The 17,332-nt window shown below is 73.4% G+C and carries 7 protein-coding genes; all 7 read right to left on the bottom strand.

Annotated features, from left to right (window positions below):
• Positions 1-3: 3 nt before the first annotated feature.
• On the bottom strand, positions 4-1,818 hold the full coding sequence (locus tag DFQ13_RS02635) for a trypsin-like serine protease (RefSeq protein ID WP_110078641.1): 1,815 nt from the start codon (positions 1,816-1,818) through the stop codon (positions 4-6).
• Positions 1,815-3,386, bottom strand: coding sequence for a S8 family peptidase (locus DFQ13_RS02630; RefSeq protein ID WP_110078640.1), 1,572 nt, complete (start codon positions 3,384-3,386; stop codon positions 1,815-1,817). The genes DFQ13_RS02635 and DFQ13_RS02630 overlap by 4 nt, the downstream gene beginning before the upstream one ends.
• 263 nt (positions 3,387-3,649) lie before the next feature.
• Positions 3,650-4,525 carry an alpha/beta fold hydrolase gene (locus DFQ13_RS02625; RefSeq protein WP_233438229.1) on the bottom strand — a complete coding sequence of 292 codons (876 nt, stop codon included), beginning with the start codon at positions 4,523-4,525 and terminating at the stop codon, positions 3,650-3,652.
• Complete coding sequence (locus DFQ13_RS02620; RefSeq protein ID WP_035290404.1) at positions 4,509-5,309, bottom strand: ABC transporter permease; 801 nt, start codon at positions 5,307-5,309, stop codon at positions 4,509-4,511. Before DFQ13_RS02620 ends, DFQ13_RS02625 begins: the two co-directional genes overlap by 17 nt.
• On the bottom strand, positions 5,306-6,349 hold the full coding sequence (locus tag DFQ13_RS02615) for an ATP-binding cassette domain-containing protein (RefSeq protein WP_063936054.1): 1,044 nt from the start codon (positions 6,347-6,349) through the stop codon (positions 5,306-5,308). Before DFQ13_RS02615 ends, DFQ13_RS02620 begins: the two co-directional genes overlap by 4 nt.
• Positions 6,346-6,558 (bottom strand): MbtH family protein, encoded by a 213-nt coding sequence (locus tag DFQ13_RS02610; protein WP_035290406.1) that lies wholly within the window; start codon positions 6,556-6,558, stop codon positions 6,346-6,348. The genes DFQ13_RS02615 and DFQ13_RS02610 overlap by 4 nt, the downstream gene beginning before the upstream one ends.
• Positions 6,555-16,868 carry a non-ribosomal peptide synthetase gene (locus DFQ13_RS02605; protein WP_219994231.1) on the bottom strand — a complete coding sequence of 3,438 codons (10,314 nt, stop codon included), beginning with the start codon at positions 16,866-16,868 and terminating at the stop codon, positions 6,555-6,557. The genes DFQ13_RS02610 and DFQ13_RS02605 overlap by 4 nt, the downstream gene beginning before the upstream one ends.
• Between the last annotated feature and the right edge of the window lie 464 nt (positions 16,869-17,332).

Raw genomic sequence — 17,332 nt, 5'->3', positions numbered from 1 at the left:
TGGTCAGCGGATGGTCAGGGTGTAGTCCGCAGTGCCTGACTTGCCGCCGCCGGTCGCCGTGACCTTGATGGTGTACGTGCCCGGAGCCGCGGAGAAGGAGGCGGTCAGGAACATCATCGAGGTCTGGCTGCCGCTGATGGTCGCGGGGACCAGTTGCGCGGTGACGCCCGAGGGGACGCCGCTGGTGGACAGCGTCACCGAGCCGGTGGCGCCGGTGACGCGGATGGACGGGAAGGCGGACCCGCCGCGCGAGAGCGTGCCGGAGGACGGGGACAGGGTCACCGCGAGGCCGCCCGGTTGCTGGCCGCCGTCGCCGACGGTCAGGGTGAGGGTGGTCTGCTTGCTGACCGAACCGGAGGTGCCGGTGACGGTGACCCGGTACTCGCCCTTCGGGGTGCTCGACGTGGTGGTGACGGTGAGCTTGCCGGTGCGGCCGGAGGTGATGGTCGCGGGCTGGAACACCGCCTCCGCGCCCGCGGGCAGGCCGCCGGCCGCCAACGAGATCTGCGCCGGGGTGCCGCCGACGACCTCGCTGGTGATGTTCGTCGACGCCGACCCGCCCGGGTCGACCTTGAGCGCGGCCGGGCTGGCGCCGAGACCGAACTCGCCGCCGGGGCCGCCCTGGCCGGTGGTCAGGGTCAGGTTCGCCGTCTTCGTGCCCGACGCGGTCTTGCCGGTGACGGTCAACGCGTGCGTGCCGTCCGGGGTGCCGGGGGCGACGCTGAGCGACAGCTTCGCGCTCTCACCGGTCTTGACCGACGTCGGCTGGAAGGACGCCGTCACGCCCGAGGGCTGGCCGGACACCGACAGCGCCACGTCCTCCTGCGTCGACCCGGCCGTGGTGTTCACCGCGACCGACCCGCTCGACCCGGCGTCGACCCGCACCGAGGCCGGGTTCACCGCCACGCCGAACTCCGCGGGCTGCGGCGCCGAGCCGACCTTCTCCTTGACCCAGTCGCCCATCTCGTTGTCGAGCCGGGCCCAGATGCCGTACCACCGGAAGTCCGACCGGCTCCACGACGCGACGCCGACGAGCCTGCCGTTCACCACCAGTGGTCCGCCGCTGTCACCGGGCAGGATCGTCGAGCGGCCGTCCGGGTACCCGGCGCAGATCATGTACGCCGACTTGAACCCGGCGCCCACGCCCTGGCAGGCCGAGTCGCCGTTGACGATCGGGAAGTTCTGCTTGTCCAGCGAGACGTCGGCCGGGTTGTCGTCGTGGGTCTTCTTCCCGTAGCCGATGCTCAGCGCCGAGTCGCCCACCTTCCACACCTTGCCCGCGTCCGCGGAGGTGGCGAACTTGGCCCACTTGTCCGGCGAGAGCGGGATGTCCTCGTTGGTGGTCACCACGGCCACGTCGTAGCCCTGGTCGAAGTTGACGTACTTCGGGTGCTTCTCGTACGACTTGACCGTCAGCGTGGTGCCGGTGCCCGCGGACAGGTCGTCGAGCCCGTAGCGGAAGGTCTTGGTGCCCTCCAGGTCGTGGCAGTGGGCGGCGACGAGGATGCTCCGCTTGCCCACCACCGAGCCGGTGCAGGACTGGCCCTCCGGGCGCGAACCGCCCTGGCGCAGGGCGCCGATCACCGGCGGGTAGTCCGACACGGTGGCGTCGACGCCCTTGTAGATCTGGGCAGTGGCGTCGGGGGCGGGCACCGGGGTGTCGCCCTCGAAGGTGGCCGCCTTGGCGTTGGCCGGGGCCGCACTGGCGACCGCGACGACCGCGAGCGCGCTCACCGCGACACCCACCGCCACCGCGCCGACGCGCACGGAACGCTTGAATACCGACATCGTCTTCTTCTCCAGGTCAGGCGCGGTCACGGGGTCAACGTCCACGAGGTGATGGAGCCGGTGTCGAAGCGGTAGACGTCGGTGACCCGCAGCTTCCAGGTCCCGTTCTTCTGCTCGCCGGAGGCGTTGACGGTGTAGGTGGTGTGGATGCCGTTCGCGTCGCCGAGGCCGCCGGAGGGCCGCAGGCCGAACACCGCGCCGGACGGGCCGACCAGGTCGACGGCGAGGTCGGCGGTGAAGGTGTGGTCGATGTCGACCTTCACCGTGGTCGACGCCGAGGCGGTGCCGGTGCAGTTGGCCATGGTCACCGGGGAGTCGGCCGAGCCGGCGTCGGGGATGGCGACGGCGCCGGGGCTGGTCTGCGGGGCGCAGGTGCCCGGGTCGGGGGGCGTGCCGCCGAGGTCCTTGACGTGGAGCAGCCTGTTGGGCGAGCCCTTCGGGTCGCTGACCTTGTCCGGCGTGGCCGCCGCGAGCAGCGCCTGGGTGACCTGCGACGGGGTGCTGCCCGGCTTGGCGGTCAGGTACAGCGCCGCGGCGCCCGCCACGTGCGGGGTGGCCATCGAGGTGCCCGACATCTGCCCGGACGAGCCGTTCTGCAAGGTGGAGGTGATGTTGGTGCCGGGGGCGAACAGGTCCACGCAGTTCCCGTAGTTCGAGCCCTGGCCGTTGCTCCACAGCGAGCGCTTGTCGGCGTTGTCGGACGCGCCGACGGTGATCGCGCTGGGGGTGCGGGCCGGGCTGGTCTGGCAGGCGTCGCCGTTGTTGTTGCCCGCGGCGATGGTCGAGGTGATGCCCTTCTGCACGACCTTGGCCACCGCGTCGTCCACCGAGGAGTTGGCGCTGCCGCCGAGGCTGGCGGTCATCACCGAGTTCGCGCCCGCGTTCGCCGCGACCCAGTCGAACCCGCCGATGATCTGCGACCACTGGCCCGAGCTCTGGCAGTCGAGCACCCGGACGGCAACGATCTTGACCTTCTTGGCCACGCCGTAGGTGGCGCTGCCGACCGTGCCCGCGACGTGCGTGCCGTGGCCGTGGCAGTCCGAGGCGTCGGCGTCGTTGTCGATGAAGTCGCGCCCGGAGGTGACGCGACCGCCGAAGTCCGGGTGGCCGCGGTGGACGCCGGTGTCGACGACGTAGACGGTCGCGCCGTTGCCGTCGTTGGGATAGGCGTACTTGTTGTCGAGCGGCAGCGCGCGCTGGTCGATCCGGTCCAGGCCCCAGGTCGGGTTCTGCTGCTCGCCGAAGCCGTGCGCGGTGCCGTCCTGCTCGACGTAGGCGACCTTCGGGTCGGCCGCCAGCCTGCGGGCCTGCTGCTCGGACATCGACACCGAGAAGCCGCTCAGCGCCGCGGAGTAGGTCAGCTTGCGCTGGCCCCCGTACTGGCGCACCAGGTCGGCCGAGGCCGAGTTCACGGCCTGGGCGCCGACGGTGTCCTTGAGCACGACGATGTAGCTGTCTGCGACGGAGCCGGGAACGCCCGCGCTGCGGATGGCGCCTTCCGCGGGGGCGGCGATGGCGGGGGTCACCGCGGCGACGAGCGCCGCGCCCGCCACCACGCCCGCCACGGCCAGCGACCGCATCGAATACCTGCAATTCATCAAAACTCCCATTCACCGCACCGCGGCGGGGGACGCCACCGCGGCGAGTGGTCGCGAGCAGGGTTGGAACGGGCGACCACTGCCGCCCACCTTCCCCCGAGCGGGCCCGCGCACCAATCCACGCGTCATTAAGTGGAGATACCCATTTATTCACGCACCGCTGCCGGTCGCGCTCCCCGCGCGGACCGGGGGAACGCGAAGTCGCGCACCTCGATGCCGGGGTCGCGCGGGCGCCTGTTGATCACACGAGGCCGCGGGCGCGCTCAGCGCGGTGCGGCGAAGGCGATGATGGCCTCGGCGGTGATCTCCGGGTCGCTGAGCTGCGGGCAGTGCCCGACCGCGTCGAGAGTGACCAGGGTGCTGCCCGCGATCCGGGACTGGACGTACGCGCCCACCCCCGTCGGCGCGATGGCGTCGCGGGCGCACTCGACCACCAGGGTCGGCACGGTCACCGCCGCCAGGTCCTCGCGGTTGTCCGAGAGGAAGGTGACGCGGGCGAACACCGAGGCGATGTGCGGGTCGGTGCCGCAGAACAGGTCGGCCAGCTCCGCGCCCAGTTCGGGGCGGTCGGGGTTGTCCATGATGACCGGGGCCATGGTCGCCGACCAGCCGAGGTAGTTGCTGTCGAGCGAGGTGAGCAGTTCGTCGATGTCCTCGGCGCTGAACCCGCCCCGGTAGTCGCCGTCGTCGAGGTAGTGCGGCGACGGGGTCAGCAGCACCAGCTTGGCGAAGCGCTCCGGCTCCTCGGCGACGGCCAGCACCCCCATCATCGCGCTGACCGAGTGGCCCACGAACACGACGTCGCGCAGGTCGAGTTCGCGCAGCAGGGTGAGCACGTCGTCGGTGTAGCCGCGCAGCGACGAGTGGCGCTCCCGCGTCCACGCCGAGAGGTCGGAGCGCCCGGCGCCGACGTGGTCGAACAGCACCACCCGGAACCGCTCGGCGAGCAGCGGCACCACCAGGCGCCACAGGTTCTGGTCGCAGCCGAAGCCGTGGGCGAGCACCAGCACCGGGCCGCTCTCGTTGCCGGTGACCACGACGTTGTTCCTGGCGCGCACGTCCACGCGCACAGCATTCCAGGCGGTCCGGTCCACCCGGACCCCGGTCACCGGGCCCGCCCGGTCACCTGCTCGCGACACGCCGGTAGCGGGCCACGGACAGCGACATGAACAGGGCGACCAGCCCGATGGACCAGAGGGCGGCGTAGAGGGCCGCGTGCTGGGCGGGCCACGCCTGCGGTTGCAGCAGCCCGGCCGGGGTGGGGTTGGCGAACAGCGACCGGGCGGCGTTGGCCAGGGCGGTGATCGGGTTCCACTCCGCGATGGTGGCCAGCGGCTCGGGCATCGCGGCGACGGAGACGAAGCCCGAGGAGATGAACGTGGCCGGGAACAGCCAGATCAGCCCGAGGCTCTGGGCCACCTCGACGCTGCGGGCGGTGAGGCCGATGAAGGCGCCGACCCAGGACATGGCGAAGGCGAACAGCAGGATGAGCAGGTAGGCGAGGACGGCGTCGAGGATTCCGCCGCGGATGCGCCAGCCGATCGCGAGGCCGCACAGGCTGGTCACGGTCAGGCTGACCACGCTGGTGGTCAGGTCGGAGGTGGTGCGGCCGAGCATGACCGCGACCCGCGACATCGGCAGCGCCCGGAACCGGTCGACGATGCCCCGTTGCAGGTCGTTGGCGAGGCCGATGGTGGTGAACGAGGCGTTGAAGGTGACCGTCTGGGCGAAGATCCCACCCATGATGAACTCGCGGTAGGCGTCGCCACCGAGGCTGCCGCCGAAGACGTAGCCCAGCAGCAGCACGAACATGATCGGTTGCAGCACGCTGGCGAAGATCGACCCGGGGGTGCGGCGGATGTTGAGCAGGTTGCGCCAGGCGACTGTGCCGCTGTCGCGCGCAACCCTGACCAGGACCGTCACGCGCCCACCCCGCCCCGGTTGAGGTGGCCGTGGTGGCGGGGCCACTCCAGGACCTCCGGCAGGACCGCGGTCTCCTCCGCGTCACCGGAGTCCATGACCTCCCCGGTCAGGGCGAGGAAGACGTCGTCCAGGGTGGATCGGCGCATCCCCATGTCCAGGACCCGCACGCCCTCGACGATGAGGCGGTGCGCGGCGGCGGCCAGCGCGCGCTGACCCGCCGCGCCCGCACCCACCGCGACCTCGATCCGGCGGGCCCGCCGGTCGACCGCGGGGGTGCCGGAGCCGACGGCGGCGAGGACCCGGTGGGCGGTGGCGAGTTCACCGGGGGTCGCGGTGACGACCTCCAGCCGTTCCCCGCCGGTGGCCGCCTTCAATTCGTCGCTGGTGCCCTCCGCGATCACCTTGCCCTTGGCGATCACCGCGATCCGGTCGGCCAACTGGTCGGCTTCCTCCAGGTACTGGGTGGTGAGCAGCACCGTCGTGCCCTGCCCGACCAGTTCGCCGACGACGTCCCAGGTGTCGAGCCTGCTCTGCGGGTCCAGCCCGGTGGTGGGCTCGTCGAGCACGACCACCGGCGGCGCGGCGACCAGCGCGCCCGCCAGGTCGAGCCTGCGGCGCATGCCGCCGGAGTAGGTCCCGGCGGCCCGGTCGGCGGCGTCCTCCAGGTGGAACCGCGCGAGCAGGTCCCGCGCGGTGTCCGCCGCGACCCGGCGGCGCATGCCGTAGAGCTTGGCGACCAGGTACAGGTTCTCGTAGCCGGTCAGCTTGTCGTCGACCGCGGCGTACTGCCCGGACAGCCCGATCCTGCGGCGGACCCGGTCGGGCTCGCGCACCACGTCCTCACCGGCCACCAGCGCCCGCCCGCGGTCGGGGCGCAGCAGGGTGCTGATGATCCGCACGGTGGTGGTCTTCCCGGCGCCGTTGGGGCCCAGCAGGCCGAACACCTGGCCCGCGGGCACCTCCAGGTCGACGCCGTCGAGCGCCTTCTTCGCGCCGAAGGACTTGCCGAGGCCTTCCAGGCTGATGGCCGCCCCGGTCATCGCGGTGCCTCCCCGTCCCTGGCGCTGGCGGGGGTGATGTCGGTCCAGTTCCGCTCGATGTGGTCGAGGCAGGCGGTGCGCTCGTCGGGGCCGAAGGTGACCGCCCAGCCCGCCGGGACCCTGGCGAAGAAGGGCCACAGCGAGTGCTGGTTCTCGTGGTTGACCAGCACCAGGTACTGCTCGTCTGGGGCGTCGAACGGGTTGGTCATCCTCGGTCTCCTGCTCCGGTTCGGGTCTGCTGGGCGCGGTCCTGGACGTGCGCGAGCCTGCGGGACAGGATCGGGCCGATGACGCCGAGCGCGTGGGGTTGGGTGAGTTCGACGTGGGCCGCGTCGACGTCGTGGACCTCGACGTGGCCGGTGAGGTAGGGCAGCCAGTCGGCCACCTCGGGTCCGTCGGGTTCGCGGTTCTCGGTGGCGGCGAAGAACAGCACGTCCGCCTCGACCACGTGCGGGACGAAGCCGGGCATGAGCACGGCCTGGCTGACGAAGGCGCCGATCATGCCGCCGAGCGCGTCCTCGGTCAGGCTGCCCATCGGGCTGCCGATCTCCCGGAAGTGCTCCAGCACGGCGGCGCGGTCGAGGGACCGGCCGGGTTCGACGGGGAACCCCTGGCTGCGCAGCAGCGCGGCGAACATGTCCGCCTCGCTGGCCGCTTCGAGCCCGTCGCGCGGGGCCTGGGGGAAGGCGTCGAGCACGGTCAGCAGGCCGACCCGCTCCCCCGCCGCCTCGAACTGCGCCGCCACCTCGTGCACGAGGTTGCCGCCGAAGGACCAGCCCAGGAGGTGGTAGGGCCCGTGCGGCTGCACCGAGCGGATGTGCTCGACGTAGTCGGCGGCCACCTCCTCGATGCTGGCGGGCGCGTACCCCGGTTGCGTCAGCTTCCGCGACTGGAGCCCGTAGAGCGGCTGGTCGGGTTCGAGGTGGCGCAGGAGACCGGAGTACGTCCACGACAGACCGCTGGCGGGGTGCACGCAGAACAGCGGCGGCCGGTCGCCGGTGGTGCGCAGGGGCAGCAGCACGTCCAGGTCGCTCCCGGCACCGCCCGCGTCCAGCCGCTCGGCCAGCCCGGCCACGGTCGGGGCCTCGAACAGCCTGCGGATCGGCAGGTCGACGCCGAGCGCGGTGCGGATGCGCGACATCAGGGCGTTGGCGAGCAGCGAGTGGCCGCCGAGGTCGAAGAAGCTGTCGTCGATCCCCACCCTCGGCAGGCCCAGCGTTTCCGCGAACAGCTTGCAGAGCAGGTCTTCGCGCGGTGACCTCGGTCCGCGGTGGGCGGATCGGGTCTGCGGGCCGGGCACCGGCAGTGCCCGCTGGTCGAGCTTGCCGTTGGGGGTCAGCGGCATCCGGTCCAGCACGACGAAGGCCGAGGGGACCATGTGGTCGGGGAGCTTCGCGGCCAGCGCCGAGCGCAGCGCGTCGGCCCGGGGCTCGGTCTCGCCCGCCACCACGTAGGCGACCAGGGCCGCGTCGTCCGCCCCGGTCTCCCGCAGGACGACCGCCGCCTCGGCCACGGAGGGGTCGTCCTCCAGCGCGGCGACGACCTCGGCCGGTTCGACCCGGAAGCCGCGCACCTTCACCTGGTCGTCGCCCCGGCGGAGGAACTGCAGGGTGGCGTCGGAGCGCCAGCGCACGAGGTCGCCGGTGCGGTACATGCGGTCGCCGCTGTCGCCGAAGGGGTCGGCGACGAAGCGCTCGGCGGTGAGCCCGGTGCGGTTGAGGTACCCGCGGGCGACCCCCGCCCCGGACAGGTACAGCTCACCCGCCACACCGGGCGGGACGGGCCGCAGCCGGGTGTCGAGGACGTAGGCGCGGGTGTTGCGCACCGGCTTGCCGATCGCGGGCTTCTCGGTGTCGTCGATGTCGGCGATCACCGAGTCCACAGTGGATTCAGTGGGCCCGTAGAAGTTGTAGGCGGTGACCCCCTCGGTGGCGCGCAACTGCGCCCAGAGGGCTTCGTCGACCTGCTCGCCGCCGAGGGCGAGCACGCAGGGCCGGTGGCCGTCCCCGCTGAGCAGCCCGGTGGTGATGAGCTGGCGCAGGTACGACGGGGTGGTCTCGACGACGTCGATGGCCCGCGTGCGCAGGTGCTCGGCGAGCGCCCCGGCGTCGCGCCGGGTGTCGTCGTCGACGATGTGCAGCTCGTGCCCGGCGACCATCCACAGGAACGGGTCCCAGGAGGCGTCGAAGGCGACGGCGGCGGTCAGCGCGACCCGGAGCCCGCGACCGCCGAGGCGGTGCGCGGCGGGCTCGAACACGTGCTCCCGGTGGTGGCGCAGCAGGTTGGCCAGCGAGCGGTGCTCGACGACGACGCCCTTCGGGCGCCCGGTGGAGCCCGAGGTGTAGATGACGTACGCGGGCTGCCCGCCGTCGAGCGGGCGCCGCAGTTCCGCCTCCGCCAGGCGGGCGGGCGGGGTGGCGTCGAGTTCCGCGACCACCCGGCTGTCGTCGAGCACGAGGGTGTGGACCCCGGGCAATCGGGAGGCCACTGCCTCGGTCGTCAGCACCAGCGCCGGGGCGGCGTCGGCCAGCATGAGGCCGATGCGCTCGGCGGGGTAGGTGAGGTCGACCGGCAGGTACGCGGCTCCCGCCTTGAGCACGGCGAGCAGCGCCGCGGCCGTCTCCACCGAGCGCGGGACGGCCACCGCGACGATGTCCCCGGCGCCGACCCCGCGCAGGCGCAGCAGTCGGGCGAGCCGGTTGGCGTGCGCGTCGAGCTGCCCAGCGGTGAGCGCGCGGCCCGCGGCGACCACGGCGGTGCGGTCCCGGCCGGGTCCGCCTGCCCACCGCTCGAACTCCGCCGCCACGGTCTCGGCGGGCAGTTCGCGGCCGGTGTCGTTCCAGGTCTGGAGAACGGTTTCCAGTTCCGCGCCGGAGAGCAGTTCCAGGTCGGCGACGGGCCGGGTCGGGTCGGCGAGGGCGGATTCGAGCAACCGGGGCAGCCAGCGGGCGAGCCGGTGCGCGGTGCCCGGCTCGAACAGGTCCGCGCTGTACTCCACGGTGCCCGACAGCCCGGCGGGGGCGCCGTCGGGCCCGTGGTGCTCGGCCACCGAGAACGAGAGGTCGAACTTCACCGCGGCCACGTCGTCGTCCCCGGCCGTGGTCACCGCCAGCCCGGGCAGCGCGAGGTCCGGGCGGGCGGCGTTCTGCACGGTCAGCATGACCTGGAACAGCGGGTGGCGGTTGAGCGTGCGCGGCGGCGCCAATTCCTCCACGACGCGCTCGAACGGGACGTCTTGGTGGTCGAACGCGGCCAGGTCACCCGCCCGCACCCGCCGCAGCAGCTCGGCGAAGCCGGGGGCGCCGGACAGGTCGGTCCGCAGCACCAGGGTGTTGACGAAGAAGCCGACCAGTTCTTCCAGCCGCTCGTCGGTGCGACCGGCGACGGCGGTGCCGATCGCGACGTCCTCCCCCGCCCCGAGCCTGGACAGCAGGGTGGCCAGCCCGGCGTGCAGCACCATGAAGAGGCTGGCGCCGTGCTCGGCGGCGAACTCGGCGACCCGGGCGTGCAGGTCGGCGGGCACGGTGAGCGGCACGGTCCCGCCCGTGTAGGTCGACTCCCGGGGCCGGGGGTGGTCGTGCGGGAGCGACAGCTCGTCGGGCAGCGCGGACAGCGCCTCGCGCCAGAAGCCGAGCTGCCGGTGCGCGGTGCTGTCCTCGGCCCCCTCGTCGCCGAGCAGTTCCTGTTGCCACAGGGAGTAGTCCGCGTACTGCACCGGCAGCTCGGGCTGCTCCGGCGCCTCGCCGCGCAGGCGCGCGGTGTAGGCGGTCGCCAGGTCGCGGGCCATGGGCGCGGTGGACCACCCGTCACTGGCGATGTGGTGGGTCACGACCTGGAGCACGTGCTCCCCGGGGCCCACCCGGACCAGCGCGGCGCGCAGCGGCAGCTCCGCGTCGAGGGCGAACGGGCGGGCCGCGTGCTCGGCGAGGACCGCGCGCAGCCGCGCCGGGTCGGCGTCGAGCACCGGCAGCGGGACACCGGCCTGCTCGGCGGGGAGCACGAGTTGGTGGGGGACCCCGTCCTCCACGGGAAAGACCGTGCGCAGGACCTCGTGCCGCGCGGTGAGGTCCGCGAGCGCGGCGCGCAGGGCGTCGTGGTCGAGTTCCCCGCGCAGGCGCAGGGCCATCGGGATGTGGTAGCCCGCACCCGTGCCTTCGAAGCTGTTGAGGAACCACATGCGGCGCTGCGCGTGCGACAGCGGAACCCGGTCGGGCCGCTCCCGCCGGGTGAGGCGGGCCCGGGTGGAGCCGTCGGGGGTGATCCGGGTAGCGAGCGCCGCCGGGGTGGGTGCCTCGAACACGGTGCGGATGGCCACCTCGGCGCCGAGCACCGCGCGCACCCGGCTGGTGAGCCGCGTGACGAGCAGCGAGTGCCCGCCGAGGTCGAAGAAGTCGTCGTCCACCCCGACCCCGGGCAGCCCGAGGACCTGGGCGAACAGCGCGCACAGCTCCGCCTCGACCCGGGTGCCGGGTGCCCGGCCCTCGGGTGCGGCGGTGAGGTCGGGTTCGGGCAGCCGGGCCCGGTCCAGCTTGCCGTTGACGGTCAGCGGCAGCTCGGGGACCACCACGACCACCTGCGGCACCATGTAGTCCGGCAGCAGCCGCGCGGCGTGCTCGCGCACGGCGACCGGGTCGGGGTCGGCGCCGGTCACGTAGGCCACGAGCCGGTCGATCCCCCCGGGGCCGCGGTGCACGAGCACCGCCGCCGCGTCGACCCGCTCGGCACCGACCAGTGCGGCCTGCACCTCCCCCGGCTCCACGCGGAACCCGCGGATCTTCACCTGGTCGTCGACGCGGCCGACGAATTCCAGGACGCCGGAGGGGGTCCGGCACACGAGGTCGCCGGTCCGGTACATCCGCGCCCCGCCGTCGAACGGGCAGGCCACGAAGCGCTCGGCGGTCAACCCGGGGCGGCCGTGGTAGCCGCGGGCGAGCCCGGCCCCGGTCAGGTACAGCTCCCCGGTGACACCGGGGGGCACCGGGCGCAGCCCGGGGTCGAGCACGTGGGCGCCCACGTTGGCGATCGCCGTTCCCACCGCCGGGCGGTCGTGGTCGCCGAGCCGGGCGACCACTGAGTCCACTGTGGACTCGGTCGGGCCGTAGAGGTTGAAGGCGAGCACGTCGGGCACCCCGGACAGCTCCTGCCACAGGGCGGGGTCCACCGCTTCCCCGCCGAGCGCGATGACCCGGGGGCGGTGCCGGTCCTCGGCGAGCAGGCCCATGGGCAGCAGGTAGCGGACGTAGGAGGGAGTGGTCTCCACGACGTCGACCCGGTGTTCGGCCAGGTGGTCAAGGAGGGCTTCGGGGTCGCGGCGGACGGCGTCGGCGAGCAGGTGCAGCTCGTGGCCGTCGGCGAGCCAGAGGATCGGGTCCCAGGACGCGTCGAAGGACACCCCGGCGGTGTGCGCGACGCGCAGCACGTCGCGACCGGCGGCGGCGGTCGCCGGGGCGAACACCTGCTCCCGGTGGCTGGCGAGCAGGTTCGCCAGGCTGCGGTGCTCCACCGCGACGCCCTTGGGGCGCCCGGTCGAACCCGAGGTGTAGAGCAGGTACGCGAGGTCGACGGGCCGGGGCGGGGTGGGGAGCTGCCCGGCGCCCGAGTCCGGCGGGAGGTCGTCGAGGAGCACCACCGGAACACCGGTGCCGCACCGGTTCGCGGTCTCCGAAGTGGTCAGCGTCAGGGCCGGGGCGGCGTCCTCGATGAGGTGGGCGATCCGGTCGTCCGGGTACTCCAGGTCCACCGGCAGGTAGACCGCGCCCGCGCGCAGGACGCCCAGCAGCGCGACCACCGTGCCGAGGGAGCGCTCCAGGACGACCGCGACGACCTGGCCGCGCCCGGCGCCGCGGGCGGCGATCTCCCGGGCCAGGCGGTCGGCGAGGCGGTCCAGTTCGGCGAAGGTGAGGGTGCCGTCGGCGGCCACCACCGCCGTGCGGTCGGGGTGCAGCCGCGCCCGCTGCCCGAAGACCTCCGGCAGCGTCTCGGCGCCGACCTCCCGGCTCGTCCCCGTGCCCTGGGTGATCACCTCGCGCAGCTCGTCGTCGGTGAGCACATCGGCGGTCCGCAGCGGCTCGTCCGGCCGGGCGAGGACGTTCCCCAGGAGGGTCACCACGCCGCGGGCCAGGCGGGACGCCGTGGTCCGGTCGAACATCGCCGTGCTGTACTCCAGCTCCCCGGTGATGCCCCCGGGTGCCCCGGTGGGGTCGTACCGCTCGGTCAGGGTGAGGGAGAGGTCGAACTTCGCCGTCGAGGTCCGGGCGGCGGGTCCCGCCTCGACCCGCAGGTCGCCCAGCTCGATGCGCGGCGCCGGGTTGTTCTGCAACGTGAGCATCACCTGGAACAGCGGGTTGCGCCCGGGTGCGCGCTGCGGGGCCAACTCCTCGACCACCCGCTCGAACGGCAGGTCCTGGTGCTCGAAGGCGGCCAGGTCGGTCTCCCGCACGCGGCGCAGCAGTTCGGTGAAGCTGGGGTCGCCGCTCAGGTCGGTGCGCAGGACGAGCGTGTTGACGAAGAACCCGACCAGGTCTTCGAGCGCGGGATCGGTCCGCCCGGCGACGGGGGTGCCGATCGGGACGTCCGCACCGGCGCCGAACTTCGACAGGGTGGCCCCGAAGAGCGCGTGCAGGGCCATGAACAGGCTGGTGCCGCTCTCGGCGGCCAGCCGGGAGAGGGCGGCGTGCGCGGCGGCGGGCACCTCCACCGCGACAGCGGCGCCCTCCCCCGTCGGCCGCGGCGGGCGGGGGCGGTCCACCGGGAGGGTCAGCTCGGTGGGCAGGTCGCGCAGCGCGGTGCCCCAGAACGCCGACTGCCGGGCGGCGCGGCTGTCCGCGTCGTCCTCCGCGCCGAGGACTTCGCGCTGCCAGCGGGCGTAGTCGGCGTACTGGACCGCCAGCGGCGGCAGCCCGGTGCCCACCCCGTCGGCGCGCAGCCGGTAGGCCGAGGCGAGGTCGCGGGCCAGCGGGCCGAAGGACCAGCCGTCGCCCGCGATGTGGTGCAGCACCAGCACGAGCAGGGCCTCGGAGTCCGAGACGCGCAGCAGCGTCGCGCGCAGCGGCGCCTCGGCGGACAGGTCGAACCCGCGCCCGGCCTCGGCGGTCAGCCGCTCGGCGATCCCGGCGGGGGCGACGTCCTCGACCGCCAGGGTGATCCCGGTGTGCCCGGGGTCGAGGACGCGCTGGTACGGCAGGCCGTCCGACTCGGCGAAGATCGTGCGGAGGCTTTCGTGCCTGGTCACCACGTCGGCCAGCCCCGCTCGCAGGGCGGCCTGGTCCAGCGCCCCGGTCAGGCGCAGGACGGCGGGCATGGTGTAGCCCGCGGCGCCGGGGTCGAGCCGGTTGAGGAACCAGAGCCGCTGCTGCGCGGCGGACAGCGGTTCCCGCTCGCGCCGGGGTGCGGCGACCAGCCGCGGCCGGTCGGCGTTCCCGCCCGCCTCGACCCGCTCGGCCAGCAGCGCCGGGGTGGGCGCCTCGAACAGGTCGCGGATGGCGATGTCGGCGGCGAGTTCGGCGCGGATGCGGCCCGCCACCCTGGTCGCGACCAGGGAGTGCCCGCCCAGTTCGAAGAAGTCGTCGTCCGGGCCGACCCCGGTGCGGCCCAGGGATTCGGCGAAGATCGCGCACAGCCGCGCCTGCAACCAGGTCGCCGGACCGCGGCGGCCCGGCCCCTCGACCCCTCCCGCTGCGGCGGGGTCGGGCAGGCGGGTGCGGTCGAGCTTGCCGTTCACCGTCAGGGGCAGTTCCGCCAGGGTGAGGACCACCTGGGGAACCATGTGCTCGGGCAGGCGGTGGCGCAGGTGCGCCCGCAGCTCGGCGGGCTCCACCGAGGACACCGCGTAGGCGACCAGCCGCGCGGACTCCCCGGTCCCGTCGGCGAGCACCGCGGCGTCGTCCACGTCGGGGTGGGCCGCCAGTACAGCCTGGACCTCACCGGGTTCGACGCGGTGGCCGCGGATCTTGACCTGGTCGTCGGCCCGGCCCAGGAACTCCAGCACCCCCTCGCTGGTCCAGCGCGCCAGGTCGCCGGTGCGGTAGAGCCGCTGCCCGGGGCCGCCGAACGGGTCGGCGACGAACCGCGTCGCCGTCAGCGCGGGCCGGTTGTGATAACCCCGGGCCAGACCCGCGCCCGCCAGGTACAGCTCACCGCGCACCCCCGGGGCCACCGGCATCAGCGCGTGGTCGAGGACGTGGGCGCGCACGTTGTCCACCGGCCTGCCGATGACCGGGGAGCCGTGGCCGGGCATCGCCGTCATCACGGCATCCACAGTGGACTCGGTCGGTCCGTAGAGGTTCACCCCCAGCACCCGGTCCCCGTCGGTCAGCTCGCGCCACAGCTCGGGGTCCACGGCCTCGCCGCCGAGCGCCACCACCGCCGGGTGGCGCCGGGGTTCGGCGAGCAGGCCCGCGGCGAGCAACTGCCGCAGGTAGGACGGGGTCGTTTCGATCACGTCGATGCGCCCGTCGCGCAGGTGGTGGGTGCACGCCTCGGGGTCGCGGCGCACGGCGTCGGGCACGACATGCAGCTCGTGCCCGGCCACCAGCCACAGCACCGGGTCCCACGCGGCGTCGAAGGCCATGCCGGACAGGTGGGCCACGCGCAGCACCGCGCGCCCGGCGGCGGCGCGGCCCGCGGGGAAGAGCCTGTTGGTGTGGCTCGCCAGGAGGTTCGCCAAGGCACTGTGCTCCACCGCGACGCCCTTGGGCAGACCGGTGGAACCCGAGGTGTAGATCACGTACGCGAGGTCGCCCGGCCCGGCGGGGGTCGGGTCGACGTGCGGGACCGCCGCCAGGTCGACCTCGTCGAGCACGACGTCCACCTCGGGGAGGAGGTCCCGGGTCGAGGAGTGGGCGATCACCAGGTGGGGTTCGGCGTCGGCCAGCAGGAACGCCAACCGGTCCACCGGGTGGGAGACGTCCAGCGGCAGGTAGGCGGCGCCCGCGCGCCCCACCGCGAGCAGCGCGACCACGCTGTCGACCGAGCGCGGCAGCGCGACCGCCACGACGCGGCCCGGACCGGCCCCTCGGGCGGCCAGCACCCGGGCGAGTTCGTCGACGCGCCGGTCCAACTCGGCGAAGGTGAGCGTCGTCCGTCCATCGGAGACGGCGACCCGTTCGGGGGTCGCGGCGGCCTGGCGGGCGAACGCCTCGGGGACGGTGGTCTTCGGGGTCTCGACGGTGGTCGCGTTCCACCGCTGGAGGACGAGGCGGCGCTCCGGCTCGCCGAGCAGTTCCAGCTCGCCGATGGGCGCCGTGGGGTGCGCCGTCGCGGCGCGGAGCAGCCGCACCAGGCGCTCGTGGTGCCCGGCCAGCTCCTCTTCGCTGTAGCGCAGGGGGTTCGCGGTCACGTCGACGCGCAGCCCGTGCTCGGCCGAGATGCCCTGGACCACGATGGACAGGTCGTCGACCGGTCCGACCGACAGGTTGTGCAGCGACGCCGCGTGCGAGCCGAACTCGATCTCCGGGGCGAACGGGAGGATGTTCACCGTGGGCCCGTGCAGGCGCCGGGACCGGGGCAGCGCGAGGTCGCGCCGGAGGTCTTCGGCGCGGTGGCGCTGGTGCTTGAGGGCGTCGCGCACCTGGCGCGAGGTCTGCGCCACCAGGTCGGTGGTCGTGGTGGCCGGGGTGATCCGCAGCCGCAGCGGGACCACGTTGGACAGCATCGCCGGGGTGGCGCGCTGCGCGGCGGTGCGCCGGGCGGTGACCGGCAGGCCGAGGACCAAGTCCCGGGCACCGGTGCTGCGGTGCAGGTAGGCGGCGGCGACCGCGATCACCACCGGGGACCAGTCGGTCCGCAGCGTCCGGGCGAGGGCGCGCAGCCGCTCGGCTTCCCCGGGGCCGACGGCGGCGGACCGGTGCAGCGACCAGGTGGCCAGCCCCGCGGCCGAGTCCGTGAGCTGGGTGGGCTCCGGCAGGTCCGCGAACCGCGTCCGCCAGTACTCGGCGTCGGTTCCACGGCGCTCCGAGGTCGCGTACTCGCCGTCTTCGGCGATCACGTCGACCAGGGACCCGAACCCGGTGTCCGCCACGGTTTCACCCCGCTGCAGGGCCGAGTAGTCCTCGGCGATGCGGCGGAGCACGAGCACGGCCCCGTAGCCGTCGAGGAGCAGGTGGTGGACGCGCTGGTAGAAGAAGAACTCGTCCGGTGCGAGCCGGATCAGCGCGGCGTGGAACAGCCTGTCGCCGAAGACGTCCGTCGGCGCCGCCAGGTCCCGCCGCATCCAGGACCGGGCGGCTTCCTCCGGGTCCGGCTCCTCCGCCAGGTCGACCACGGGCAGTTCCCAGTGGACCGGCTCGGAGATGAACTGCACCGGCTCGCCGTCGTGCTCGACGAAGCGCAGGCGGAGAGCTTCCGACGCACCCAGCACCCGCCGGACCGCCCCTTCGAGCGCGACGACGTCCAGGGCACCGCGGAGGTGGAGGTATTGGGAAACGGTGAACACGGGATTGTCCGCATCAAGACGCTGGGCGAACCAGATTCCCCGCTGCGCCTTGGACAGGTTCAGCACGTCGCGCTGTTCGGCAACCATTCCCGCTCCTAATCTGTGCACCCTGAGAGGTCGGGCGCACACCCCGAAATACCGTCCTCCGCGTGGAGGTCCACCTGCCGTGCGCAGCCATACGCCGCGTCACTCAATCATGCGTTCGGGGTAACCCGATCGGCGGACGGGTTAAAGTGATACGCAACACGGTCGTAACTTCGCCGTTTTACTCCACCACGGGCGGGCAGCACCGGTCCACCGAGGACACAAAGACCGCGACCACCTGAAACCAGGTGGCCGCGGTCGGTTCCGACGGTCGTTCAGGACGAAGCCCGACGAGTCCGGAAAATGTTTCAGAAAATGTTGATGTCACCGATGGTGAGGAACAGGGTCACGATCGACTGGATGAAGTTCATGGTGCCTACACTCCAAATTTGCCTGGTGGGGACGTCGATCCCGCGAGTTCGCCTCTTTCGCCGGAGCATCGGCGCGCGGGGGTACGAGGTTTGTCC

The organism is Actinokineospora spheciospongiae, from assembly GCF_003182415.1.
Classification (GTDB): domain Bacteria; phylum Actinomycetota; class Actinomycetes; order Mycobacteriales; family Pseudonocardiaceae; genus Actinokineospora; species Actinokineospora spheciospongiae.
This window is presented reverse-complemented; position numbering and strand designations above follow the sequence as displayed.